Annotated in this window: 1 protein-coding gene; it reads left to right on the top strand. The window is 38.8% G+C overall.

Annotated elements, in window-relative coordinates; genetic code table 11:
• Positions 1–245, top strand: a 245-nt coding sequence (locus FUA24_RS11105) for a GAD domain-containing protein (protein ID WP_317131957.1), incomplete at both ends; no start/stop codon positions are given.

The raw sequence follows: 245 nt of genomic DNA, 5'->3' as shown, positions 1-245 counted from the left end.
ATAGACCAATTAATTGATTGGGTAAGGCGCCCACAAGTTGGTGCCTTAGGCATGGTGTATTCTCGTTGTAATGATGATGGAAGCTACAAATCTTCAGTCGATAAATTTTACGATCAAGATGATTTAGCTAAATGGGCTGAAAAAACTGGTGCCAAAGCTGGCGATTTAGTTTGTGTGCTTTCTGGAGATAAAAATAAAGTAAGAGCACAATTATCTGCCTTACGTATGGAATTAGCAGAGCGTTT

Source organism: Seonamhaeicola marinus, assembly GCF_008085455.1.
Note: the sequence above shows the minus strand (reverse complement) of the source record. Positions and strands in the feature narration are given on the sequence as shown.